The organism is Frateuria edaphi (assembly GCF_021117405.1).
In the GTDB taxonomy this organism is placed as follows: Bacteria; Pseudomonadota; Gammaproteobacteria; order Xanthomonadales; family Rhodanobacteraceae; genus Frateuria_A; species Frateuria_A edaphi.
In genome coordinates, this window is the sequence record NZ_CP088251.1 from 1,601,338 (window position 1) to 1,626,473 (window position 25,136).

General features: G+C 67.4%; 15 protein-coding genes and 1 tRNA gene. 6 read left to right on the top strand and 10 right to left on the bottom strand.

What is annotated here, in order from left to right; all coding sequences use genetic code 11:
- Positions 1 to 184: 184 nt before the first annotated feature.
- Positions 185 to 2,665, top strand: coding sequence for a glucose/quinate/shikimate family membrane-bound PQQ-dependent dehydrogenase (locus LQ772_RS07665; RefSeq protein ID WP_231325467.1), 2,481 nt, complete (start codon positions 185 to 187; stop codon positions 2,663 to 2,665).
- 64 nt (positions 2,666 to 2,729) lie between these two features.
- Here LQ772_RS07665 and LQ772_RS07670 read toward each other — a convergent pair whose 3' ends face one another.
- On the bottom strand, positions 2,730 to 4,157 hold the full coding sequence (locus LQ772_RS07670; protein ID WP_231325469.1) for a sugar porter family MFS transporter: 1,428 nt from the start codon (positions 4,155 to 4,157) through the stop codon (positions 2,730 to 2,732).
- Between the two features lie 119 nt (positions 4,158 to 4,276).
- On the opposite strand from LQ772_RS07670, the gene LQ772_RS07675 reads away from it, so the two are divergent.
- On the top strand, positions 4,277 to 5,344 hold the full coding sequence (locus tag LQ772_RS07675) for a LacI family DNA-binding transcriptional regulator (RefSeq protein WP_231325471.1): 1,068 nt from the start codon (positions 4,277 to 4,279) through the stop codon (positions 5,342 to 5,344).
- Positions 5,345 to 5,410: 66 nt separating this feature from the next.
- Here the strand turns inward: LQ772_RS07675 and LQ772_RS07680 are convergent, their stop codons facing one another.
- The 7 genes from LQ772_RS07680 to LQ772_RS07710 all read right to left on the bottom strand — a co-directional run bounded on the left by LQ772_RS07680 (position 5,411) and on the right by LQ772_RS07710 (position 19,084).
- Positions 5,411 to 6,346 (bottom strand): alpha/beta hydrolase, encoded by a 936-nt coding sequence (locus LQ772_RS07680; protein ID WP_231325473.1) that lies wholly within the window; start codon positions 6,344 to 6,346, stop codon positions 5,411 to 5,413.
- The gene (locus LQ772_RS07685) at positions 6,339 to 8,018 is read right to left on the bottom strand and encodes an alpha-amylase family glycosyl hydrolase (protein WP_231325475.1); all 1,680 of its coding nucleotides are present in this window, start codon (positions 8,016 to 8,018) and stop codon (positions 6,339 to 6,341) included. Before LQ772_RS07685 ends, LQ772_RS07680 begins: the two co-directional genes overlap by 8 nt.
- Before the next feature lie 87 nt (positions 8,019 to 8,105).
- The gene (locus LQ772_RS07690) at positions 8,106 to 9,596 is read right to left on the bottom strand and encodes an MFS transporter (protein WP_231325477.1); all 1,491 of its coding nucleotides are present in this window, start codon (positions 9,594 to 9,596) and stop codon (positions 8,106 to 8,108) included.
- A gap of 101 nt (positions 9,597 to 9,697) precedes the next feature.
- The gene (locus tag LQ772_RS07695; RefSeq protein ID WP_231325479.1) at positions 9,698 to 11,869 is read right to left on the bottom strand and encodes a glucosidase family protein; all 2,172 of its coding nucleotides are present in this window, start codon (positions 11,867 to 11,869) and stop codon (positions 9,698 to 9,700) included.
- Between the two features lie 108 nt (positions 11,870 to 11,977).
- Positions 11,978 to 14,314, bottom strand: coding sequence for a glycoside hydrolase family 31 protein (locus tag LQ772_RS07700; protein ID WP_231325480.1), 2,337 nt, complete (start codon positions 14,312 to 14,314; stop codon positions 11,978 to 11,980).
- A gap of 287 nt (positions 14,315 to 14,601) precedes the next feature.
- Positions 14,602 to 16,155 carry an alpha-amylase family glycosyl hydrolase gene (locus tag LQ772_RS07705; protein WP_231325482.1) on the bottom strand — a complete coding sequence of 518 codons (1,554 nt, stop codon included), beginning with the start codon at positions 16,153 to 16,155 and terminating at the stop codon, positions 14,602 to 14,604.
- Positions 16,156 to 16,255: 100 nt separating this feature from the next.
- Positions 16,256 to 19,084: a TonB-dependent receptor gene (locus LQ772_RS07710; protein ID WP_231325484.1), complete on the bottom strand. Its 2,829-nt coding sequence runs from the start codon at positions 19,082 to 19,084 to the stop codon at positions 16,256 to 16,258.
- Between the two features lie 398 nt (positions 19,085 to 19,482).
- Between LQ772_RS07710 and LQ772_RS07715 the strand changes: the two genes are divergently transcribed.
- Together LQ772_RS07715 and LQ772_RS07720 are read left to right on the top strand one after the other, a co-directional pair.
- Entirely contained in the window at positions 19,483 to 21,099 is a 1,617-nt protein-coding gene (locus LQ772_RS07715) for an alpha-glucosidase family protein (protein ID WP_231325486.1), read from the top strand.
- Positions 21,100 to 21,179: 80 nt separating this feature from the next.
- Complete coding sequence (locus LQ772_RS07720) at positions 21,180 to 21,353, top strand: hypothetical protein (protein WP_231325488.1); 174 nt, start codon at positions 21,180 to 21,182, stop codon at positions 21,351 to 21,353.
- 63 nt (positions 21,354 to 21,416) lie between these two features.
- Here LQ772_RS07720 and LQ772_RS07725 read toward each other — a convergent pair.
- Together LQ772_RS07725 and LQ772_RS07730 are read right to left on the bottom strand one after the other, a co-directional pair.
- Positions 21,417 to 21,492: transfer RNA gene (locus LQ772_RS07725), tRNA-Ala, on the bottom strand.
- A gap of 57 nt (positions 21,493 to 21,549) precedes the next feature.
- Complete coding sequence (locus LQ772_RS07730; protein ID WP_231325490.1) at positions 21,550 to 22,665, bottom strand: ribonuclease D; 1,116 nt, start codon at positions 22,663 to 22,665, stop codon at positions 21,550 to 21,552.
- Between the two features lie 115 nt (positions 22,666 to 22,780).
- Here LQ772_RS07730 and LQ772_RS07735 point away from each other — a divergent pair, with 115 nt between their 5' ends.
- A complete protein-coding gene (locus tag LQ772_RS07735; protein ID WP_231325492.1) occupies positions 22,781 to 24,721 on the top strand; it encodes a formylglycine-generating enzyme family protein in 1,941 nt (646 codons plus the stop codon).
- A 167-nt stretch (positions 24,722 to 24,888) separates the two neighbouring features.
- Entirely contained in the window at positions 24,889 to 25,131 is a 243-nt protein-coding gene (locus LQ772_RS07740) for a DUF2188 domain-containing protein (RefSeq protein ID WP_231325494.1), read from the top strand.
- The last annotated feature ends 5 nt before the right edge of the window (positions 25,132 to 25,136 follow it).

Genomic DNA, 25,136 nt, shown 5'->3' on the forward strand with positions numbered 1-25,136 from the left:
GATGCCTTGCTCCGGTGTCGCCAGAAAGGGCATCGCCCGCCGGTTGGCTCCCTCAAACCATCGCTGATGAACTTTTTTCGTGGATGCCCGCACACGGTCGACCCTAATCAACAAAGCCTAGGCGGAGCCGGTGTTATATCGGGACTTCCATTGCGGCTTTTGCCGCGCTCCCGGGAGAAAGCCCTTGGCTCGCCTGTCGCGTTCCGGCCCGCTGCTGTTCGTCACTGGCGTCGTCTTCATGCTCCCGGGCCTGGCGCTCGCCGCCGGTGGCATCTGGTTGATCGCGCTCGGCGGCTCCTGGTATTACCTGCTCGCCGGATTGGCCCTGGTGGCGACCGGCGTGCTGGTGGTGCTGGGGCGCACGCTGGCGTTGTGGCTGTACGCGCTGGTGCTGCTGGCAAGCACGGTATGGGCCGTGATCGAGGTAAGGCTGGACTGGTGGCAACTGCTGCCCCGGCTGGACGTGTGGTTCGCCCTGGCGCTGTGGTTGTGGTTGCCGTTCGTCAACCGTCGATTGGGTCCCGTCGACGCGGCACACCGCGCGGTGCCGGACGGCTCGCTGCGTGGCGGACGCTGGGCGCTAGGCATGACCGTGGCGCTCGCGCTGATGGTCGGGGTGATCTCGCTGTTCCGTTCCCCGCACGACCATCCGGGCGAGATCGCCGCCGCCCGCATGAACGCCACCGGCAGCGCGCCGGCGCCGCTCGCCAAACCGGGCGACTGGACGGCCTATGGGCACTCCGGCTACGGCGACCGCTACTCGCCTGCCTCGCAGGTGACGCCGCAGAACGTCGACAAGCTGCAGGTGGCCTGGACGTTCCACACCGGCGATTTTCCCGGCCCGGGCGATCCGCAGGAGATCGCCAACGAGGTCACGCCCCTCAAAGCCAACGGCATGCTGTACCTGTGCACGCCGCATGACATCGTGATCGCGCTGGATCCCGACACGGGCCACGAGATCTGGCGCTTCGACCCGAAGATCGATCGCCACGCGAAGGGTTACCAGCACATGATCTGCCGGGGCGTGGCCTACTACGACTCCGGCGCCTATGCCGCGCAGGCCGCGGCGATGGGGCTGGCCGCGGACCCGAAAGTGGCGGCCGCGGCATCGGCTCCCACGCCGCCGGGCGCGGTCGCACCCACCGCGATCAAGGTCGATACCTGCCCACGGCGCATCTTCGTCCCCACCGCGGATGCCACCATCGTGGCGGTCAATGCCGACAACGGGCAGCCCTGCCGCGATTTCGGCGTCGAAGGCGTCATCCACCTGTACAACGACCAGCCCGTCAAGAAACCGGGCTTCCTCAACCCGACCTCGCCGCCGACCGTGACGCGGCATGTACTCATTGCCAGCGCCAGCGTCACCGACAACGCATCGACCAACGAGCCTTCCGGCGTGATCCGCGGCTACGACATCGATACCGGCCGCCTGTTGTGGAATTTCGATCCGTCGGAGCCGCGCCAGACCAACCCGTTGCCGCCAGGCCAGACCTACATCCGCAATTCGCCCAATGCGTGGAGCGTGTTCAGCGTCGATGAGAAGCTGGGGCTGGTGTACCTGCCGACGGGCAACCAGACGCCCGATATCTGGGGCGGCCGCCGCGACCCCAATGCCGAGAAATACAGCAGCGCGATCGTGGCGCTGGACATCGCCACCGGGAAGGCGCGCTGGGCCTACCAGACCGTGCACCACGACCTGTGGGACATGGACGTTGGCGGCCAGCCTACGCTGGTCGATCTGGATCTGCCCCAAGGCAAGGTGCCCGCGCTGGTTGCCTCGACCAAGCGCGGCGACATCTACGTGCTGGACCGGCGCGACGGGCACCTGCTGGTGCCCGCGCCCGAGCGCCCGGTGCCGCAGGGGGCCGCCCGGGGCGACCATGTCGCGCCGACCCAGCCGTTCTCGGCGCTCACCTTCATGCCCGAGCGCAAGCTGCGCGAAGCGGACATGTGGGGCACCACGCCCTTCGACCAGCTGGTTTGCCGCATCACCTTCCGCAAATACCGCTACGAGGGCATCTTCACGCCACCGTCGGTGCAGGGATCGCTGATCTATCCCGGCAACTACGGCATCTTCGATTGGGGCGGCATCGCGGTCGACCCGGTGCGCCAGGTGGCGATCCTCAATCCGAGCTACATGGCCTTCGTGTCGAGGCTCGTCCCGCGCGAGAAGGCGCAGGCGGTGCAGGCCGGAGGCAGCGAGCAGGGCCTGCAGCCGATGAAAGGCACGCCCTTCGCGGTCGACCTGCATCCCTTGCTGTCGCCTGTTGGCGTGCCGTGCCAGGCGCCGCCGTGGGGTTACCTGGCGGCGGTGGACCTCACCACCATGAAGAAGGTCTGGATGCACAGGAACGGCACCATCGAAGACCAGGCGCCGTTCGGCATCCCGCTGCCGCTGGGCGTACCGAGCCTGGGCGGGCCGATGGTGACGGCGGGTGGCGTGGCGTTCCTGAGCGGAACGCTGGACTCCTACCTGCGCGCCTACGATGTGCGCACCGGAAAGAAACTATGGCAGGCGCGCCTGCCGGCCGGCGGCCAGGCGACGCCGATGACCTATGTGTCCGAGCGCACGGGACGGCAGTACGTGGTGGTGATGGCCGGCGGTCACCGGTCGCTGGGAACGAAGATCGGCGATTCGCTGATCGCCTACGCGCTGCCGAAGTGAGATTTCCCGCCCAGGCGCGCCTTGTGCGCGACCCCCGCATGGGCGGTCGCGCACGGGGTTTTCGTCAGCCAGGCATGTCCTCCAGCTCCATGCCCTTGGTCTCGCGTACCGCGAACACCACGAACAGCAGCGAGATCAGTGCGAACGCGGCATACAGACCGTAGGCGAAGCTCAGTCCGATCTCGGCCAGAGCAGGGAAGGTCGAGGTGATCAGGAAGTTCGCCAACCACTGCGCCGCGGCCGCCACCGCCAGCGCGACGGCGCGGATGCGGTTGGGGAACATCTCGCCCAGCAGCACCCACACCATCGGGCCCCAGCTCAGGCCGAAGAACACCACGTAGGCGTTGGCCGCGACCAGCGCAACCATGTTCCATGGCGCCGGGAGGGTCAGGTTCGCACCGGCACCGATCGACTGCGAGAAGCACCAGGCCATCAACGCCAGGGTGACCGTCATGCCTGCCGAGCCGATCGCCAGCAGCGGCTTGCGGCCGACCTTGTCGACCAGCGCGATGGCGACCAGCGTCACCAGCACGTTGACGATCGAGGTGATCACCGTGATCGAAAACGAATCGGCCTCGCTGAAGCCGACCGAATGCCACAGCGCCGAGGAGTAATAGAAGATCACGTTGATGCCGACGAACTGCTGGAACACTGACAGCAGGATGCCGACCCACACCACGGGCAGGAGCCCGAAGCTCGCGCCGCGAAGGTCGCGAACGCGCGGGCGGTATTCCATCTTCAGGCTGCGCTCGATCTCGCCCAGCTTGTAGTCCAGCGCAGTGTCGCTGCGCATCGCCAGCACCCGGCGCAGTACTTCGCGCGCTTCGGCGATGCGCCCGCGGGCGACCAGGTGGCGCGGCGACTCGGGCACGCCCAGCACCAGTGCGCCGTAGACCAGCGCCGGCACGACCGCTACCAGGAACATCCAGCGCCAGGCCTCCAGCCCGAACCAGAGTTTCGCCGAGGCGCCGCCGGCGGTGGCGGCAAGCCATGCATCGCTCAGCAACGCGGCGAAGATGCCCAGCACGATCGCCAGCTGCTGCAGCGAACCGAGCCGTCCGCGTACGTGCGCCGGCGACACTTCCGCGATGTACGTCGGCGCGATCACCGAAGCCATGCCCACACCGATGCCGCCGACCACGCGCCACAGGATCAGGTCCCACATCCCGGTGACCAGTCCCGAGCCAATCGCGCTGGCCGCCAGCAGCAGGGCGGCCACCTGCATGGCACGCACGCGGCCCAGGCGGTCGGCCAGCGTGCCGGCATACCATGCACCGGCCGCCGAGCCGAGCAGGGCACAGGACACGGCCAGGCCGATCCGTCCCGCGTCCAGCTGGAAGCCGCCGCGGATCGCCTCCACCGCTCCGTTGATGACGGCTGTGTCGAACCCGAAGAGAAAGCCACCCAGCGCCGCTGCGGCGGCGATCAGGACGATGCGTGCCGTCGCACGTTGTTCCAGTGCCAGGTCGACTGGCGTCTGCTGCGTACTCATCCGTTCTTCCCCCGAAGGTCCCCAGGACGACAATGGTGCGAGTCTGGCTGCTGCCGCGGTCGCCGTCCGGCTGAATACGTATGCATGGCGAGCCGGCACGCCGCGGCCGCCCGATGGTAATGTTGTCCGAGTCGGCCGTACCAGAGGTTTCCGCAGCAGTGAGCAAGGCCAAAGCGACGTCGATCGACATCGCCCACCTGGCGGGGGTTTCCCAGGCGACGGTTTCGCGCGCCCTGCGCGGCAGCCCGCTGGTCAGCGAGGAAACCCGCGAGCGCATTCGCGCCGCCGCCGAACAGTTGCGCTACAAGGTCGACAAGAACGCCTCGAACCTGCGCCTGCAGCATTCGGGCACGTTGGCGTTGCTGTTGTTCGAGGACCCGACCACCGACGGCTCGAACATCAACCCGTTCTTCCTCTCGATGCTGGGGTCGATCACCCGCGCCTGCGCCCAGCAGGGCTACGACCTGCTGATTTCGTTCCAGCAGTTCTCCACCGACTGGCATGCCGACTACGCCGACAGCAAGAAAGCCGACGGCATCATCCTGCTCGGCTACGGCGACTACCTCGCCTACCGCGCGCGGCTGGAAAAGCTGGTGGCGATCGGTACCCGCTTCGTGCGCTGGGGCGCGGTGCAGTCGGACCAGCCGGGCGTTTCGGTCGGCTGCGACAACTTCAGCGGCGGCGAGGCGGTGGCGCGGCACTTCATCGGGCAGGGTTGCCGACGGATTGCGTTCCTGGGCGATGCCTCAAGCCACTATCCCGAATTTTTCGAGCGCTACCGCGGCTATGCCCGGGCCTTGCAGCAGGCGGGGCTGGAGGTCGACGAGAGCTTGCAGGTGGACGCCGAAAGCACGCAGCTGTGCGGGCACACGGCCATGTCCGAACTCATCGCCCGGGGCGTGGCGTTCGACGCGGTGTTCGCCGCCAGCGACCTGATCGCCTTTGGCGCCATGAGCGCCCTGGTCGAGCACGGCTACAAGGTGCCGGCGGACGTGCCCGTGGCCGGCTTCGACGACATCCCGATGGCGCGCTTCGCCAGCCCGCCGCTCACCACCGTGCTGCAGGACACGCGCAGTGCCGGCGAAGTGCTGGTGGAAAACCTGCTGAAGATGATCCGCGGGGAGCCGACCGAAAGCGTGATGCTGCCGGTAAAGCTGATGGTGCGGCAGTCGAGCGTGCGGCCGTAAGCGTGGTTTCTGCCCACTCTCCCTGCCGCGGCGGCGGCTGGTGTGAGGGCCAGGGTCCGCGGGAAATCAGGGCCGCGCCGAAACCGGAAAGGCCCAGCGCAGAAACACCGGCAGCATCTTCGCCCACGAGGCTTGCTGGTGGTGCCCGCCCCGCAGCAGGAAGACGGTCACGTCGGCATCGGCACCCACCGTCGAATAGCCGAGCTGGCGCAGGCCACCGCGCTGCACGCCGTCGCCCTGGTAGCCATCCACCAGGTCGTTGAGGTCGTCGATCACGTCGATCACGCCGTCATGGTCGCGATCGTTGGTCTCCTCGGCCGTTCCCGCGGCGAACCAGAACTTCAACCCTTCGCGCTTCGGTCCCCGATCCACCATCGCCTGCGCCAGCCGGCTGCGCTGCACCGCTGCCGCGTCGCCGCGATCGCCGGCCAGCCAGAACGAGGGCGACATGGCGCCAACCTTGCCGAACACATCCGGATACTCCCAGCCCAGGTTGAACGCGTTGAGTGCGCCGAGCGACCAGCCCATCACCGTGCGCTGCCCGACAGCGGCGCGCGTGCGGTAGTGCGCATCGATGTAGGGCACCAGCGATGTGGCGACCCAGGCCGAGTAGTCCGCGGCCTTCAGGCCGATTGCACCGATCCGCGATCCGCCGACCACGCTCTGGCCGCGCTGGCGGTCGGAAAGCCCGTAGCCACTGGCGCGGTCGTGCAGCATGTCGATGGCGACGACGATGACCGGTTCGATGGCCTTCTCGCGATACAGCGAGGCCAGCGTAGCCTCGAGTCCCACCGCCTGCATGTCCTGGCCGTCGTTGGCGTAGAGCACCGGGTAGCGTGCGGTCGAATGGGCATAGCCCGGCGGGAGATACACCGTGACCTGAATGCGCTCGGGCGCGAAGGCCGGGGCATCCAGTGCGAGCTTCTGCCCCTGCGCATGCACGGCGCAGGGAAGCAGCAGCACGGCCAACCACCAAACCCACCCTACGAAACGCTCAGTCATGCGCGTGGCCCTTGTCGCTCATCAGGCGGGTGAGTTCGGCGACGAGGTCGGCGCGGGTGGCTGGCGCGTCGAGCAGATAGACCGCCACGTCGTGCGGCCCGACGCTCGCATCCAGCGCACCGTCCGACACGTCGATCGCCGCACCGCCCAGCGCCGCCTGCCAGCGACCCGGCTGCAGGTATTTCGTCACGTGGAACCGCGCGGCCTTGTCGCCCTTGTTGAGCAGCACCAGCGCGATCTGGTGCGCGCCTGCCTTCTGGTACACGCGATAGAACGCCGCCTGGTCGCCGCCCATGTGCTCGACCAGCATCAATCCGCGCTGCAATGCCGGCGTGCGCGCGCGCAGGTTGGCAATGCGCTTGAGCTGTCGATAGATCGGGCTCTTGCCGGCAGCATCGATGCGCCCCTGGCCGTAATAGTTGCGGTTGCCCTGGTGCTCGGCGCGGCCGCGCTCGAAGCCGGTCTCCGAGCCGTAGTACACGGCCGGGATGCCGCGCGTGGTGAACAGCCAGTTGTTGGCGTCGATGAAGCCACGGTCGCTGGCGTCCATGCGCGCCATGTCGTGGTTGTCGTAGAAGGTCACCAGCTCGTATGGGTTTTCGTACGGCCCGTTGGTCAGGTAAAGCTTCGACTGCAGCTGCGCGTAATCGCTGCCGGGGTGCTCGAACACGGCCTTGATCGCCGCTTGCTGGGGAAAGTCGAGCAGGCTGATACCACCGTTCTCGGGCCAGGTGTATTTGCCGATGTTGTCCGGGCTGTAGTCGAACGCCTCGCCGTACATGAAGAAGCCAGGATGCTTCGCGCGGATGCGCGCCGAGAACTGTTTCCAGAAGCTGGTCGACATGTGGCTGATGGTGTCGATGCGGAAAGCGTCCGCCCCCTGGCCGATCCACTTCAGATACGCGCCCGTGAAGTAATCCAGCACCGCCGGGTCGGACTCGTCGTTGTTGGACAGCTGCGCCAGGTCTTCGTATGCGTGGTAGAAGCGGTGCAGCGGGTTGTGGCGCGGATCGAGCTGCCACGGCGGCAGGTTCTGCTCGTCGGCAACCAGCTTGCCGTGTTCGTCGAAGATCTGCCCGAACTGCGGCTGGCGCACCGGCATGGTGAACGCGGGCGAGCCGTGGTTGAGCACGATGTCCTGCACCACCTTCAGCCCCGCCTTGTGCATGCCGGCGGTGAACTGCGCGAAGTCCAGGTCCTTGCTCGGCAGGTGTTCGTCGAGCTTGTAGAAGTTGGTGCCCCAGTAGCCGTGGAAGCCGGTCTTGCCGCGGTCGGAGAACTTCGAGCCCCAGTAGACCGGGTCGCCGCCGGTGAAGGCCTGATCGGGATTGTCCACGATTGGCGTGATCCACACGGCGCCGAAGCCCATGCCGCGGATGTAGCCGGCGTTGTCCAGCACACCCCTGAAATCGCCACCGAGGTAGCCAATGTTCGCGCTCTGGCCCCTGGGCGCGCCGGACACCGGGATGTCGAAGGTGGGGTGGACGCCGCCCTGGTCGCGGTAGTCGTTGGTCCGGTCGCCGTCGACGAAACGATCGGTCATCACGAAGTAGATCGCGTCGGATGCGAACGGCGCGGCCGTGCCATAGAACTCCGGCTGCGGCGTGGCGGCCTGGGCCAGGCCGACGACCAGCGTGAGGACCGGACCGATGGATGCGTATATGACTTTCATGTGTCTGAAGCCCTGTGCAAAGGATTCAATCCTGCGGGCGCCCGCTGGCGGGCGATGCACTTGAGGGCATCGCCCGAACGTGGGCACCTACAGCGGCGAGGCGACGGGTTGCGGTGCAGCTTCGGGCTCGCGCACGCGCAGCGTGCAGAGGCCGGCGACGATCAGGCTGGCGCCGCCCAGCGCCAGCGCCCAGATCGGCTGGCCGTGGAAGAAGGTCTTCAGCAGCAGGCCGAGCACGCTGGCGGCCAGCAGCTGCGGGATGACGATGAAGAAATTGAAGATGCCCATGTACACGCCCATCTTCGCCGCAGGCAGGTTGTCCGACAGCAGCGCATAGGGCAGCGACAGGATCGAGGCCCAGGCGAAGCCCACGCCGATCATCGCGACGACGAGCCAGCGTGCGTCATGCAGCACCACGAACGACAGCAGCCCGGCGCCGCCCAGGCACAGGTTCACCAAGTGGCTGATGCGCAAGCCCCAGCGGCGCACCATCCACGGGATCAGCAGGGCCGCCGGGACGGTCACGCCGTTGTAGACGGCAAACAGGACGCCGGCCCAGTTCGCGCCTTCGTTGTAGGCCGCGCTGGTCGTGTCGGTGCTGCCGAAGAAACTCTGCGCGACGCCCTGGGTGGTGTAGATCCACATCGCGAACAGCGCGAACCAGGAGAAAAACTGCACCCACGCCAACCGGCGCATCGGCGCGGGCATCGCATACAGGTCGCTCATCACCTGCTGGGCCATGCCGTGGCCGCGGGTGAAGGCGACCCAGACGAACAGCAGGCCGAACACGGCCAGGCCAGCGCCCAAGAGGTAAAGCTCCTTCTCCAACCCGAAGTGCGCAATGGCCAACAGCAGCGCGACGCCCAGCGCCAGCAACAACGCGCCGAAGCGCCACGCGCCGGAAGTATCGGCCGGCGTTTCGGTGGGGGCCTCGTCGGCCTGCTCACGGAGCTGCTGCGGCGGGTATTCCGGGCTGGTGACGATCGTCCACAGCACCGCGCCGAGCAGCACCACGCCGCCGGCATAGAAGGCGTACTTCACCGTGTCGGGGACGCCGCCGGCGGGGGCGACGTTGGCCACGCCCAGCTTCGCCAGCAGCCAAGGCAGGGCGGAGGCGACCACTGCGCCCACGCCTATGAAGAAGCTCTGCATGGCATAGCCGAGCGGGCGCTGGCGCGGCGGCAGCTGGTCGCCGACGAAGGCGCGGAACGGCTCCATCGACACATTGATCGAGGCATCCATGATCCACAGCAGGCCGGCGGCGATCCAGAGGGAAGGCGCGTTGGGCATCCACAACAGCGCCAGCGTGGTCAGCACCGCGCCGACCAGGAAGTAGGGCCGGCGCCGGCCCAGCCGGTTCCAGGTGTGGTCGGACAGGTGGCCGACGATCGGCTGCACGATCAGGCCGGTCAGCGGCGCGGCCACCCACAAGATCGGGATGTCGGCCACGTCCGCGCCCAGCGTCTGGAAGATGCGGCTGGCGTTGGCGTTCTGCAGGGCGAAGCCGAACTGGATCCCCAGGAAGCCGAAACACATGTTCCAGATCTGCCAGAAGGACAGGGTGGGTTTGTTGCTCATCCGGGGCTTCCGTCAGCAAAGGTTTTCTGCAGGAGCGCACCCCGTGCGCGACCGGCAGCACGGCTACCGCGCACGGGGTGCGCTCCTACGAGGATTCATGGTCAAAGCGGAGCGATCAGCAGGTCGCCGACATCGGCTTCGTTGAGCGGACCTGACGCACCGCCTTCACCGCCGGTGTAGTGCGCGTTGTGGCGCAGGTAGCTCATGTTGAAGCCGCCCTCGAGGCTGAAACGGCAGCTTGCGCCGGCCTTCGCGCTGAACTCGCCCCAGGTGGAATGCTGGCGGCCGTCGCTGTGCGGCATCACCAGCGGCAGGCGCTGCGGCGCGCCGTCGCCGCAATCGACCAACAGCCATTTCACCGCCGCGGTGATGCCGGTGTTGATCGGGCCGTGCGGGTTGGCGTAGTCCAGCAGGGCGCGGTACCGGCCGCTCGCCGGCGCCGTCCAGTGGCGCGGCCACGCGCCGACGACGTGCGCGCGATCGCCAGGGCAGGCCTCGGGGCTGGGCAGCGATTCGATGCCATGGGTGTCCACCCGGGTCACGCGGATGCATTGCAGCGAGGTGTTGCGCGCGAGCGTCGTGCTGCCGTCGATTTCGCCATGGCGGCGGCCGTTGACGTAGAGCACGCCCTTGCCCGGGCTGCGTACCCGCCAGTGGTCGCCATCCGCCTCGACGGTGGGCGCCGCCGGCGTGGCGGGCGCGTACAGCGGTGCGTCGGTACGCAAGGGGCGCTCGGGAACCTTGATCGCCTTGAGCATCACCACGGTGTGGCGACCGTCCTGCTGCGTCGAGCCGGCCACCAGCAGGTTGCCATCAAGCGCAGCCGGCCGGCGCAGGGTGATGCGGCGGTCGTGCAGTTGCAGGTCGATGTGGTCGGCCTCGCCGAACAGCATGGGAACGAGCGACACGGGCAATTTGGGTTCCACGCGACCGTCGTCGGTCAGTCCGAACACCCCCTCGATCGCCACGTCCAGGAAACCGGCCACCGACCACAACTGGCGCGGCGAATTGACGACCGGGCCGCTCAGCGGGCCATCGTCGACGTGGACGCCCTGGGTCGCGAGCTCGTAGTTTTCCATGTTGGAACCGGCGAGCGCCGCGCCACGGATGACCGAGCGGATTTCGTGTGCAATGCGCAGCGGATCGTCGACCGCCCGCGCCGCACGCAGCGCATAGGCGCTGACGAAGGGCCAGATCGCGCGGTTGTGGTAGATCGGCTGGTCGGCGCGCTCGGGCCAGATCACCGGGCTGCCCGAGGGCCAGGTCGGGTAGTTGGCCAGCGCCTGGCGTGCGCGCGCCGGATCGGCCACGCCGCTGGTGATCGCCAGCGACAGGCCGAGCAGGTCGTAGGCCTCCACCGGAAGGCCGTCGCCACCGAGGTAGCTCATGTAGAGGCCGCGGTCGCCGCGCCAGAAATGCGTGTTGATCGCAGTCTTCAGCGCCCCGGCCTGGGCGCGGTAGTCGGCCGCGTGCGGGTCGCCATGCCGATCGGCAAGGTCGGCCGCCAGCTCGAGCGCCTGGTAGTGCAGGACATTGGTGGAAAGCGCGAAAGACTGGGCGATGAACACCACGTTGTCCGCCGTCCAGACGGGATAGGTCTGCTCGCGCCAGTCCAGAAAGGACGTTTCGCCGCGATAGAGCCCGAGCGCCGGGTCGAAGGCGTACTGCCGGTCCTGCGCCAGCGTGTCGCCCAGCGCCTGCCGCACCCGGGTGGCGAAGCCGGCGTCATCCAGCAGGTGTTTCGCGCCAAGGAACCACACGATGCGGTCGGTGCTGATCGGCCAGCTGCCGCCCGAGCCGGTGTCCTGCATCACGTACAGCCCTTGCGGCGCCGACGGCGCGCGCACCTCGGACAGCTTGAACTCCAGTCCGTTGCGCGAGCGTGCGGGATCGAAGCGCCACAACCCCAGGTCGATCGCGTACGAGAGATCGCGCGTCCACACGTAGGGCCATTTCTCGCCCGTCTCGAAGCACACGCAGGGGATCGGCTGGCCGTGGTCGAAGGCACCGTCGCGGATGGCCTCCACCGAGTCCCGCTTGAGGTCGTCCTGGGCCATTGCGTAAAGGCCGTCGAACAGGCTGCTGCCGGTGGCGGCCTCGAGCGGGGGCGCGGGAATCACGCGCTGGCCGGTCGGCCATCCGAGCACGTAGCTACCCTTGTCGCTTTTCTGCATCGACACGTGCACGCCGTGCCAGTCGAAACCGTCGCGCCATGCGGATTCGGGGACGTTCGGGGCGGCTGCCATCGAGGCCATCAGCAAAAGGCTCAGCATGGTGTTCGAGGCTCCCGGCAGGCGTGGGGTTGCTTCGGCGCCACTCCGTTGGAGAGAGCGCCCCGGTGAAAGGGCCGTGTGAACACGGCCCGTCCAGCGATACGTCGCTTACTTCACCACGTCAAGCGTGACGGTCTGGCCCTTGCCGGAAGCCACGCGTACCCAGGTTACCGGGCCGAAGCGGTCTTCGCCCACGGCCCAGCCGTCGTCTGCGGAGGCGCGCAGGGCGTCGGCGCTGGCGAACGCCTCCAGCGCGCGACCGTTGCTGCGCACGGCATGCGCCGGTTTGCCGTGGAACTTCAGCAGCCAGGACTTCAGGACAGGCTGGTAGCTGCCCTGGGGCGATGCGATGGCGAAGGCCACGCTGTCCCCGTGCGCCTCCAGCTGCATCGACTGCAGGAAATATTCGCCCTGCTCGTAGCCGTAGGTCTTGCCGTCGTCGTCGTAGTAGTCGAAGCCGGTCGCATGGTCGGCGGGAAACAATTCCACCGTCAGCTCGGTGAGCGGCTGCTGACCCACGTAATCCATCACCGGGGCGACCGGAATGATGGCGCCTTCGCGGATGTAGAGCGGGATGTCGCTCCAGTGTGTGGCATCGGCCCGGTGCTCGATGGTCTGGCCGCCGGCGTAGTGCCTTCCGCTGAACCAGTCGATCCATTCGCCGGCGGGCAGGTAAACCGGCTTGGTCGTCTGGCCCTGATCGACAACGGGCGATACCAGCAGGCTGTCGCCGAACAGCCAGGCGTCGACGTCGTTGCGCAGGTTGGCGTCGGTCGGCCAGTCGAACATCAGCGGGCGGACCAGGCCGACGCCGGTGGCGCGGCGCTGGTGCTCGTAGCTGTAGATGTAGGGAATCAGCGACTGGCGCAGGCGGATCGCGTCGGTTGCAGCTTTCTCCGCGACCGGGCCGTACACCCACGGCTGGCGTTTCTGGTTGAAATCGCCATGCACGCGGAAGACCGGCGTGAACGCGCCGAACTGGATCCATCGTGCGTAGTTTTCCGGCGACGGCGGACCCTTCTTGAAGCCGCCGCCGTCCATGCCCCACTGCATCGCACCGACGTTGATGGCGCTCAGCATGCGCTGGCGCTGCCCGGCCATGCTTTCGAATCCGGTGAGGATGTCACCCGACCAGAGGCCGTAGGCGTAGCGCTGGGCGCCCAGGTAGAAATTGCGGTTGAGCGACCAGACGCGCAGGTCGGAGATCGCGCGCTGTCCGTCGTAGAGCGCGCGTTGCATGTCCATGTGCTGCAGGTCGACGGCGACGTCATCGGCCTCGTCGTTCCACCAGCCGACCATGCCGGTCTCGAACGAATGCTTGAGCGCCTTGTTGAAGAACCAGGCACGCGCGGCAGGGTCGGCGAAATCGATCTCGCGCACGGTCTGGTGCGAGAAGTAGTCCGGCGCCGGATCGCTCTGTGCCAGCCAGTAGCCGTGCTCGCTGGCTTCGCGGCCCTCTATGGTGTCCACATGAATGCGCGGCTTCATGATGCCGGTCAGGTGCACGCCCTGGGCGTCGAGCAGCGTCTTGAGCTTGCCGCTGTCGCCGTCGGGGAACTTGTGCTCGTTCCAGCGGAACTCGCCGTAGTTGTCCTCGCCCCAGGCCTTCCAGTCGAAGTCGAGGGTGAAGTTGTCCAGCGGGATGTGGCGTTCGCGGTAGCCCTCGACGATGTCGAGCAGTTCCTTCTGGTCGATGCCCCACTGGCTGTTGGTGAAGCCCATCGCCCATTTTGGGAACAACGGGCTGCGGCCGCTGACCTGCGCCAGTGCGCCGAAGATCGCGTGCGGCCCGCCGACGAAAACGTAGTAGTCCAGTCCGCCATCGAACATGCGCGCGTCGATGCGGGTGTCGCCCAACGCGATCTGCCCGCCGACGCCGTCGATCAGCACGCCATAGCCGGCAGTGGTCCACACGAACGGCGCGCCGGCATGGCCCTGCTCGCCGGCGGTGACCGGGCGGTAGCCATCACGCAGCAGGCCTGCGGTGGCAGCCTCGGTGGCATCGAAGCCGCCGATGCCGTACATCGGCTCGCCCTTGGCGTGGATCAGACTCAGGCGTCCGTGGCCCAGCGAGGGCAGGGCGAACTGGCGCAGCAGGGGCGCCTGGCCCGGCACGCCGATGCGCAGCTCGCCGTGTTCCTTGTCCCACACCGCTTCCAGTTGGGCCGACTGCAGCCGCGCGCCAGCGGCATCCTGGGAGATGTCCGCGCTGGGCCGGGCCGAAGCGTGCAGCGCGGGATCGATGACGATCGTCGGCGTCGCCGCGTGGCCGGCCTTGCGCATCTGCACGTGCAGCGTGCCGGGGGCGGTCAGTTCGACGCGAACCGTGTCGGCACCGAGCGGAATATCGAAGCCCGGCGCGGCCGGCGCGATGGAAGCGGGCCTGGCCAGCGCAGCGTGCGCCCGGGCCTGGGAAAGCGATGCAGCAGCGGAAGATGGGGACACCAGCAATACTCCGACAACAAACAACGTGATCGGCCCCATCGACGCGCGCTTGAGCTTTGTGAAAAGCGCGTGCAGGCGACCGGGGCCGGGCCCATAGTAGGGGCCATTACGCACGTCGCGACACCCGGTTGCATACGTATTCATCTGTGACATGGCGCGGTTTTCCGATGGTGCGGTGCACGATCCGGACGTGCGGGCGGCGGGCGTAAAAACGGACTCATCCGTACTGCGGTGCCGGGTGATTTCACACTCCGTGGACGTCGGCCGGCGCGGGCGGACACGGCGCCTCACTGCAGCACCACTGATGCGTAGGCCGGCAATCGCAATTGTCCGGAGTCGATGCGAGCGTCCGGCATGCTGGCCAGGCGCACCCGGCTGAATCGCGCGAGCGTGCCGGCCAGTTTCAGTGTCTGCGGTTCACGGGAAAGGTTGTGTACGACCAGCACGTCAGTGCCGGCGTGAGCGAGTTCCCAGGTCGCGAGGTGGGGATTGGACACGGCCGGGACGCTCAGGACGCCCTCGCGGAGCGCAGGCACCTCCTGGCGCCAGCCGATCAGCATGCGGTAGCGGGCGAGCAGGGAATGCGCATCGTCCTGCTGGGCCTCGACCGATACGCCGGGGCCATCGCCGGCACTGAAGCGCTTCCAGCGGCTCTCGCCGGCAGCGCGCGGGTCACGATGCCAGCGCATCGGTTCGCGCAGGTCAGGGTCGGGCTTGGTGCCGCGCATGCCAAGCTCCTCGCCGTAGTAGACGAAGGGTTCGCCGGGCAGGGTGAGTAGCATCGCGGCGGCCATGCGCATGTGCTGTGGGTTGCCGGCGAGCTGGCTCATCACCCGCTCCTGGTCATGGTTCGACAGGAACGGGGCATCCTGCCCGGCCGGGATGGCGGCCGCCACGCGCTGGAGCAGGGCGGACAACGCTCCGGAGCGCTCGTCCCGCGCGCAGGCGACGAGGCGGCCGGCAAGCGGGAAATCGAACACCGCATCCAGCGGACCGAACCAGGGGCCGAGCTCGCCCGGCTGCTCCCGCGTGACCTCGCCAATCAGGTAGACGTCCGGATCGGCTTCCTTCATCGCCCGGTGGAAAGACGACCACCATTGAAGGTTCTTGCGCAGCACGGCCGGGTCGTCCGCCTGCGTCGCGAAGTCGTAATAGACGTGCTGTGCCGCATCGAGGCGAAAGCCGTCGACGCCCTGCGCCAGCCAGTAACGGCCCACGTCGTCGATTGCCTCGCGCACGGCGGGCGTGTCGAAGTCGAGGTCCGGCATGGCGCCGGTGAAGGTGCCCAGGTAATGCTGCTTGCCCAGCGCATGCCAGGCCGGGCCGCCGGTGGCGCTGGTCGCCTGCAGCGCGGTGCGCGGCCCGGCCCAGGTATACCAGGCGTGGTGCGGATTGGCCGGATCGCGGGCCGCGAGGAACCATGGATGCCGGTCGCTGGTGTGGTTGACCACCAGGTCCATGATGACGCGGATCCCGCGCGCGTGGGCCGCATCGAGCAGCCGATGGAAATCGGCCAGCGTTCCGTATTCGGGATTGATCGCGCGGTAATCGGTCACGTCGTAGCCGTGGTAACTGGGCGACGGGTTGATCGGCATCAGCCAGATACCGTCGACGCCCAGCGACTTGAGGTAGTCAAGCTTGGCGGTGACGCCATTGAGGTCACCCACGCCGTCGCCGTCGGTGTCGTACCAGGCGCGCACGAAAATCTCGTACCACACGCCGCTGCGCGCGGCCGGCTGCGCCACCTTCTCCGGGGGCGCGGCGGCCTGGAGGTCGCCGATACCGCAGAGGAGGGCCAGGCAGGCGGTCGCGAGGCGGATCGGGATTCGATTCGGCTTCATGCAGGCTTCCCGTAGGCAAAAAAAAGGACCCGCCAGGTCGCGCGGGTCCGGGGAGAATGACGCGCCGGGCGGGCGGGGAGGTGCATGCCCGGCGCGAGGCTTACAGCGCGTAGGTGAAGCCGACCAGATACTGCCGGCCGAACCACTGCAGCGTGCCCGTCTGCGCCTCGTTGCCGAAGTAGGTGCGGGTCGGTTCGTCGGTCAGGTTGTTCACCTGGAACAGTACGCTCAGGCCGTTCTTGAACGCATAGGAGGCCTGGTAGTCGACCACCGTCTCCGGCGCGTAGTAGACGATCTGCGTGTCGACGGCCATCTGGTTGGACACGAACGCGCTGCGATGGCGGACCGACAGGCGGGTGTCGAAGCCCTGGTAGCCATAGAACAGCGTGCCGTTGATCACGCGCGGCGAAAGGCCGGGCAGGCCCATCTTCTGCGGTGCGCCGCCGAGGGTCGAGGTCGAGGTGACCTGGCTCTGCGAGTACGAATAGCTGCCCGTGAAGCCCAGGCCCGACCAGGCGCCTGGCAGGAAGTTGAACACGCGCGAGTAGGAAAGCTCCACGCCACGCACGAAGCCGCCCTTGTCGTTGTTCACGGCCGTCTGGTACTGGCCGTTCTCGTACGGCAGGCCCGTCGCCGGGTTGATCGGCACCTGGATGCCGTTGCCCGCGAAGTCGTACGGGTTGATCGTGTAGTCCTCGATGAACGAGTCGATGTGCTTGAAGAACAGCGCCGCGGCGAACGCGCCGCTCGAGTCGGGCGAGTAGTGCTCGAACGAGAGGTCGTACTGCTTGGCGTAGAACGGATCGAGGAACGGGCTGGTGTTGCCCCACATGTTGTAGGTGTTGCCGTCGATCCACGAACCCGAGCCGGTCAGCAGCTTGTTGAGCGGCGGACGGGACATCACCTTGGCCGCCGCGAAACGCAACTGGTTGGACTCGTCGAAATGCCAGTTGAGATTCAGCGAGGGCAGGTAGTCGGTGTAGGACTTGCCGCGGCGCACGTGGATGTAGTCGGTGCTCGTGACGCCCAGTTCGTCGGTGATCGGCTCGCCCTGGCCGCTGCCGATCTGCTGCAGGCCGTTGGAGTACTGCGAGGTGTGCACCACGCGCACGCCGACGTTGCCGGTGAGGTTGTGGTTGGCGACGTTGGTGTCGATGTCGGCCATCACGTAGCCGGAGGAGACGTGCTCGTCGACCTCCGCGCTCTGGATCATCGTCCAGTTCGCATTCCAGTTCTTGGTCGGCGTCGGCGTGATGCCATTGGCGGCAAGCACCGCCAGCGTGTCGATCGACAGGAAGCACGGGAACGAGGAGAGATTGCCCTCGAAGCAGACCTTGTGCGCGTTGGACGGATCGAGCGCCAGCGGCGGCTGCCCGGCCGGGTACTGGCCAAAGTCGTTGCCGTACTCGAACGCGCTGCGGTCGGCGTTGTAGGTACGGCGCGAATAGCGCACGCCCATTTCCAGCGCTGACAGGAAACTGTTGTCCACGAAGTCGTAACGCACGTCGGTGCGGAACGCCTTGCTCTCGTCATCGTAGACGTACGGGTACACGCCCACCTTGCCCAGGCCCATGCGGGACAGGTCGGTGTAGTCGTGGTTGAAGCCGACCGTGCCGGGCTGCATGCCGTTCAATTGGTAGTCGACCACTTCATCGTTGGCCGCCACCGGGTTGGTCGCACTCATGTCGTTGTAGAGCAGGCCCCAGGACACGCCGTTGTTGAAGTCGCTCTTGGCGTGCGAGTAGGAGACGTCCGAACTGATCGTCCAGCCGCCGAGCATCCACTTTGCGTTCAGGCCGCCGGACAGCACGCTGTTCTTGAGCGAGTTGTCGTCGTTGGTGGTCTGCACGACGAAGTAGGGATTGGCCGGATCCTGGGTGATGGTTCCGCCGGTCACCGCGCCGTTGGGCAGGATCACTGGGTTGGTGATGATGCCGTTGTTGAGCGTCTTGACGCGGAAGCCGTGGCCTTCGCTGGTGGTGTCGAACTTCGAATAGAAGCCGTCCGCCTTCAGCTCGAAGCTGTCGCTCGGGCGCCACTGGAGCACGGCCATGTAGCCGTTGCGGCGGAGCATGCCGCCGTTCTGCTGCAGCTCGAAGCCCTCGCTTGTGTACTCGTTGGTGCCGTCGCCGTTGACGTCCTTGGTGCCGTTGAAGGCCAGGCCGTTGAACTGGTCGGCCACGTGCGGCTGGTAGAGCGAGGCGAGGCCGGCGGCCAGGCCCAGCGTGTCGTGCAGGAACTTGCCCTGGAACGAAGCGCTCACGCGATAGCCGCGGGCATTGGCGCCCTCGGTCTCGCTGGCGCGGTCGTTGTAGCTGCCACGCACGTTGAGCACGCCGGAGTATTGCTTGGCGTTGTCCAGCGGGTTGGAGGTCTGCATCTCCACCGTGCCGGCGACGCCGCCTTCGATCAGCGAGGCCTTGGGCGACTTGTAGATCGCCGCCTGGCTGATCAGCTCCGACGGGTACTGGTCGAACTGGGTCACGCGGCTGCCGCTGGTGGCGGCCTGTTCGCGGCCATCGAGCGTGGTCTCGACGAAATCGCCGGACAGGCCGCGGATGTTGATCGCGCTCGATTCGCCGTCGATGCGTTCGGCGGCCACGCCGGGCAGGCGGGTCAGGGCATCGGAAATCGAAACGTCGGGCAAGCCGCCGATGTCCGCGGCAGTCACGACTTCCTTGATGGTATCGGCATCGCGCTTGACGTCGATGGAGGTTTCCACGCTCTTGCGGAAGCCCGTGACGGTGACACCCGTCAGTTCGGTGGCCTGCACTTTGGCTTTCTTCTGCCTGGCCTTCTGCGTGCTGGTGCTATCGGTCGATGGCGTAGCCTGGTCGCCCGTGTCCTGCACGCCAGCCGCATGGGCGGCAGTGGCCGCGCACAGCGCCGATGCCAGCGCAAAGGCAAGCACATTGCGTTTGAGTATCACCGTTTTCTCCCCCGGACTTCGTTTGTTCTGTTGGCATCTGTACCGATGCGTGTGTGGCCTGGGCCGGTGCTTGCCTGGCAAGCCGGCGCGATGGGCATGGTAGGTCGCCCCCTGAAGAGCGCACAGCCGTATGCATACGTATTCATTGTTGTGCTTTGCATCGAAAACCCTGGCGGCGCGGCGTTTCTCGCGGCCTCTGCCAAGCGGCTGCTTTCGTTGGACAGCAATGGTCGAGCCGGCTCATGCAAGCCTCGGCGGAAGCCATTGCTGCGATGCGATGGCAGGCAGGCATGAATACGTATGCACGTTCGCCGGTGGCCGCGCGGGGAGCCGTTAAGCTGCCCGCCACGCTGCGGCGCGCGCCCTTGCGCGGTGCGGGAAAGGAACAGGGACCGGTAATGAGTGATGCACCCTGGTGGCGCGGCGCCGTCACCTACCAGATCTATCCGCGCAGTTTCCTGGATACCAACGGCGACGGCGTAGGCGATCTGCCGGGGATCATCGAAAAGCTCGACTACGTGGCGAGCCTGGGTGTCGACGCGATCTGGATCTCGCCGTTCTTCAAGTCGCCGATGGCCGACTACGGCTACGACATCGCCGACTATTGCGACGTCGATCCGCTGTTCGGGCAACTGGAGGATTTCGACCGGCTGCTGGCCAAGGCGCACGGCCTGGGCATCCGGGTAATGATCGACCAGGTGCTCAGCCACACCTCCGTCGACCACGCCTGGTTCCAGGAAAGCCGGGCCAGCCGCGACAACCCCAAGGCCGACTGGTACGTCTGGGCGGACGCGAAGGACGACGGCTCGCCACCGAACAACTGGCTGTCGATCTTCGGCGGCGTCGCCTGGCAGTGGGAGCCGCGGCGCGGGCAGTATTTTCTGCACAACTTCCTGGCCTCGCAGCCGGACCTCAATTTCCACAACCCGGCGGTGCGTGCGGCGATCCTCGACTGCGTACGTTTCTGGCTGGAGCGTGGCGTCGATGGCCTGCGCCTGGATGCGATCAACTTCTGCTTCCACGACGCGCAACTGCGCGACAACCCGCCCAAGCCGAAGGACCAGCGCGTCGGCCGCGGCTTCAGCCCGGACAACCCCTACGCCTTCCAGTACCACTGGTACAACAACACGCAGCCGGAAAACCTGGCCTTCCTGGCCGAGCTGCGCGCACTGCTCGACCAGTACCCCGGCACGGTGGCGCTGGGCGAGATTTCTTCCGAGGACTCGCTGGCGACAATGGCCGAATACACCGGGGCCGGTCGCCTGCACATGGGCTACAGCTTCGAGTTGCTTACCGACGATTTCAGCGCCGCGCATATCCGCGGCACGGTGCAGCAACTGGAAGCCCAGATGCGGGAAGGCTGGCCGTGCTGGGCCATTTCCAACCACGACGTGGAGCGGGTGCTCAGCCGCTGGGGCAGGGCACAGCCGACCGCGCTGCTGGCCAACCTGTTCACCGCGATCGTCTGCTCGTTGCGCGGGTCGGTGTGCGTCTACCAGGGCGAGGAACTGGGCCTGACCGAGGCGCAGGTTCCGTTCGAATCGCTCAAGGACCCGTACGGCATCGCGTTCTGGCCGCAGTTCAAGGGCCGCGACGGGTGTCGCACGCCGATGCCCTGGAACGACGAAGCGCACGCCGGCTTCAGCGGTGGCGAACCCTGGCTGCCGGTGCCGGACGAACATCGTGCGCTGGCCGTGGCGCGACAGGAAACCGACCTCGCCTCGGCGTTGCACGGCTTCCGTCGCATCCTCCGCTGGCGTCGCGGACAGCCTGCGTTGCGCTGGGGCGACATCGTCTTCCTCGACGCGCCCGAGCCCGTGCTTGCCTTCACGCGCAGCCACGAGGGCGAGACTGTGCTTGTCGCCTTCAACCTCGGCGCGACCGCGCTCGAAGCGGAGCTGGTGCTCGACGGCAGCTGGCAGGCCATCGACGGTCACGGGCTTCCGGAAGGCAGCTTCGCCTCCGGGCGGCTGCGGTTGCCCGCACACGGGGTGGTGTTCGCGCGCGCCGCCTGAGCCGCGCTTGCGGGGGATCACGCGACAGTGAGCGGCCGGTGCGTAGATTCGCGATTGTTTCCTCCAACAGGAGCCACCGCATGCCCAATCCCAAGCCCACCGCCCAGCATCGGCACGGCACCGGCGACCGCAACGACGCCGACGTCGCCCGGATGGACCACAAGCTGCAGGAAAAACGCGACGCCAAGGAAACGCGCGACGCCGCGGAGGCCGACCGGGAAGCCAAACGCGAGGAAGGTTTCGACCGTTCGTAGTTGCCGCCGCAAAAAAGAAAGCCCCGGGGGCCTGCGCCGCCGGGGCTTTCGTCTGGAACGGATTGGTGGAGTGGAGGAGGATCGAACTCCCGACCTTCGCATTGCGAACGCGACGCTCTCCCAGCTGAGCTACCACCCCACGCGAGCCGCGCATGTTAGCAGCGTCGCGTGGCGTTCGCCAAGAGGCTCCGGTGCGTCAGTCCGGCAACAACCCCGTCAGCGGCCCGTGCAGCACCTCGCGGCGCCAGCCTTCGAGGAAATCGGGCCATTCGCGCGTGGCGAGGTATTCCTCGAGCACCTTGCGCGGGCACAGCAGTCCGGCGGGGAGGTCGAGTTCGCCGGCCAGGCGATCGACGGTGTCCTTCATCGCGGCGAGCGACTTCTTGGCCGCGCCCATCACGGGCATGGGAATCGCGGCGGTCGTCGCCAGTTCCTGCGCATCAAGGGCGGGTTTGATCAGTTCGAACAGTTCGGCTCGTTGGGGCGAACGCAGCGCCCGCTGGCCGCGGGCGCGCTGGTCCAGTTCGGCAAGGCTGGACGGCGGGTGCTGAGCGAAACCGAGTGCCAGCGCATCCTCCAGCAGCCACGAGCGTGGACGGTCGAGCGTGCGTGCGCTGCGATCGCGCCATAGCAGGATGCGACGCAACAGTGCCTGCTGTTCGCGCGACCATTCCGCGGCGGCGCGGAAGCTGCGCTGCGGCTGAGGGTCGCCCTCGTGTGCGTTGGCGCGGCGCTTCAGTCGCTCGCAATCTTCCGCGTGCCATTGTGCGCGGCCACGCTCGACGAGCCGTGCCGCGAGGTGTGCATGGACCGGTTCCAGGTAGACCACATCCAGGGTGGCATACAACCGTTGCGACTCGGTGAGCGGGCGTTGCAGCCAGTCCGAGCGGGTTTCGCCCTTGTCCAGCTCCACGCCGACCAGTTCGGCAACCAATGCGCGGTAACTCATCCCCAGCCCCATGCCGACGAAGGCGGCCGCGATCTGGGTGTCGAACAGCGTGCCGGGGCCTTCGGGCAGCAGCGGGGCAAGGGCTTCCAGGTCCTCGCCGGCGCTGTGCATGACCGTTACCGTCGGCCCCGTGACCAGGCGCGGCTGCAGCGCATCGCCGATATCGAAGGCCCGCGGGTCGACCAGCGCGTAGCGGCCGTTCCAACCCAATTGCAGTAATGCAAGCTGGGGGTGGAACGTGTTGCGGCGCATGAACTCGGTGTCGACACCCAATGCCGCGTCGGCCGGCAGTTCGGCCAGCCACGCGTCCAGCGTGTCGCGGCTATCGATCCATGTGGCGGCGGCCGCGATGGGCACGGACATGCGGAAGATTCCTCGGTGTCGGGTTCGGCGGGCGTCCGGGGCGCGCGACGCGCATTGCCCTGTCATCGGCCCTGCCATAAGGTGAGCGGCGCACGATAACAGCCTTGGGACCTTCATGCCGAGCAACGAAACCGTCCGCCTCCAGCGCACTCTCGGTGGCGCACTGGGCGTGCTCGTGCTCGGCGCGGCGCTGGTCTACCACTTCTTTCCGCGGGTCTTCCACGTGGACCCCGCCACGATGACGACCCGCCGGCCGGCCTCGATGGGCGTTGCCCCGCCTGCCGGGCAGCGTGCGTCGCGCACGCCGCTGGACGCAGAAGCCGATGCTGGCCCACCACTTACGCTGGCCCCGGCCGCGGTGATCGCGTCGAGGATGAACAAGGGCAACCAGCATCTTCCCGAACAGCTCAGCGCCGACACGCCGGAGGTGCAGGCATTGCTTGCGCGCGCCGACAAGGCCATGCAGGGCGGGCGGCTGGTCGGCGGCGAGGACAGCGCCGCCGCGTTTTACGCGCAGGCGTTGAAGGACAAGCCCGACAGCCGGGCCGCCGCACAGGGCCTCAACCAGGTGCGGGCGCAGGTGGTTGCACAGATCGGCCAGGACATCGCGGTCGGCGATGCCGACTCGGCCCAGGACCTGCTGGAGGGCCTGCGCGGTCTGCCCAACACGGCTGGCGACGTGGCCCAGTTGGAGCAGGGACTGAAGACGCTGGCCAAGGTTCGGCCCATGCTCGCCCAGGCAGCCTCGCTGCTTCAACAGGGCAAGGTTGACCAGCCACAGGGTGACAGCGCACTGGACGTTTACCGCCAGGTGCAGGCGCTCGATCCGCAGAACGCGATGGCGGAGCAAGGCATCTTCCAGGTGCAGCGGGCCGTGCTTGACCGTGCCCTCGCGGCTGTGGCGCAGAACGATTTCGCTGCTGCCGACCGGGCGCTGGCGGAAGCGGAAACCATCCGCCCCGGAGCGCAGCAACTGAGGGACGTGCGCAACCGCGTCGAGGGCATCCGTCGCCAGCGCGCCAGCGGGCTGTTGGCGCAGGCGCGCTCGGCGCTGGACGCCGGCAATCTTGACCTGGCACAGCGGCTTGCTGGCCAGGCACAGGCCCTGCAGCCGGACCTGAAGGGCATTGACGCGTTCCAGCAACAGCTCACCAACGCCCGGCTGTACGCCAGCTACAAGCCGGGGCAGGTGTTCAGCGATCGGTTCGTGGACCTGCCGGGTCATACGCCGGCGATGGTGGTGGTTCCTACTGGCAGCTTCCGTATGGGCGCGCCGGACGGGGAAGAGGACCATTCGGACGCGGAAACGCCCATGCATCAGGTCGCGCTGGACAAGGGTTTTGCGATGGCGCGTGCCGAGGTCACGGTCGGCCAGTTCCGCGAGTTCGTGCGGGCCAGCGGCTACCAGCCCGACTCGGTCAGGCTGGGGGGCGCCAGCGTGTACGACGAGCGCAGCGGCGTCCTGCGAGACGACTCGCATGCCACCTGGCAGGATGATTACGCCGGCCGCCCGGCCTCGGACGATCTGCCGGTAGTCAACGTGTCCTGGCGCGATGCCAGGGCCTACGCTGCCTGGCTCGGTGAACGCACTGGCAAGCGCTACCGCCTGCCGAGCGAGGCCGAGTTCGAGTACGCGCTGCGTGGCGGTACCCAGACCCGCTTCTGGTGGGGCCGACAGGCGCCTACGCGCAGGGTGGAGAACCTCACCGGCAGCGGCGACCGGTCACCCAGCGGTCGGCGCTGGAGCAACGCCTTTCCCAGCTACCGCGATGGTTACTGGGGCCCGGCGCCGGGGGCGAGCTTCGTGGCGAACCCGTTCGGCCTGTACGACATCGATGGCAACGTTTCCGAATGGGTCGCCGACTGCTGGCACGACAATTACGTGCGCGCGCCCGTCGACGGCAGCGCCTGGCTCAATCCTGGCTGCAGCGTGCACGTCGTGCGGGGCGGTTCGTGGGGCAGTTCGCCCGACCAGGTCCGCTCGGCCTACCGGCAGGGCGCGGACGGCAGCGTGCGCAGCGGACGCGTGGGTTTCCGCGTCGTTCGCGAACTGTAGACACGCGCCTGAAGAGGATGCCCCAACGGCCGGAGCGCGGGCCTGCAAGGGGCGCGCGAAACGACCTACCCAAGCCATGCGACATCTGCAAGACTGCATATCCGGCCAGCGGTTGCGCGCTGCTCGCCGGATGCCCGGCAGGCGGAGCCTTCCGGGGGGAGGGCGCAATGAATCCGGAAACCGTACGCTTGTTCGTGCCGTTCAGCGGTGAGGCTCCCTGGATCGTGAAGGGGGACGCCTCCCGTGTGGGAACCTATCCCACGCGCGCCGAGGCGATCTCGGCGGCCGTGCGGGTGCGTGCCAAGCTGGCGCGCGCCTGGGGTCTCCAGCATCCGCCGGTGCGCGTGCAGGAGAGCGACGGCAGCTGGCATGAACTGGCCGATCCGGACTCCACGACTCTGTTGCAATAGGTAGC